1 pseudogene is annotated in these 546 nt (G+C 45.6%); it reads right to left on the bottom strand.

The annotated features are described in order from the left end of the window. Positions 1-497 (bottom strand): annotated as a pseudogene (locus R8O11_RS30550) (deca-heme c-type cytochrome); the annotation flags it as partial. Positions 498-546: the final 49 nt, after the last annotated feature.

Here is a 546-nt window from a genome sequence, read left to right as displayed (position 1 = left end):
TCATCGGTTGTGGTCGTGTCTGGATATAAATGAAACCAACGTTGCCCGCCTTGTTCCACACTTCTCGAATCCCAAGCAAAAGGAATCAGTTGTATGCGTCCATCATCAAATTCCACCATGTACTGTTGTAATGGCACCCAACCAAACGTATAGCTGATTTTGTAATCGTGCCACTGTCCATCTGGCCCTTGGATGTTGACCCAATATTCATCGCCTTTGCGATAAAAACGGTTTGCTTTGCCCTGATGTTCAACGACTTGATTGTCGAAGTTACCCAGTACGGATTCTGAATCAGCATGGCGCATCGCCATATCATGGTGCGAGCCTTGCCACGCTTCCACTTCGACTTGGTGACAATCGATGCACGTTTCATTACCAATAAACTGAGCTTGAACAACTTCTGGTGGAGTTTGGGCGTTTTGCTGCCCAAACAGAGAAAAACTGACGAGCATAGCAAGGCTCACTATTGCCTGCTTCCAACTTGCCCACTGAGTCATAACGATCCTTGTTATTCTAATTTTGTTCTTCATCAACTGTAGGATGACT

The sequence above is a fragment of the Vibrio sp. 1288 genome (assembly GCF_033344475.1).
Note: the sequence above shows the minus strand (reverse complement) of the source record. Positions and strands in the feature narration are given on the sequence as shown.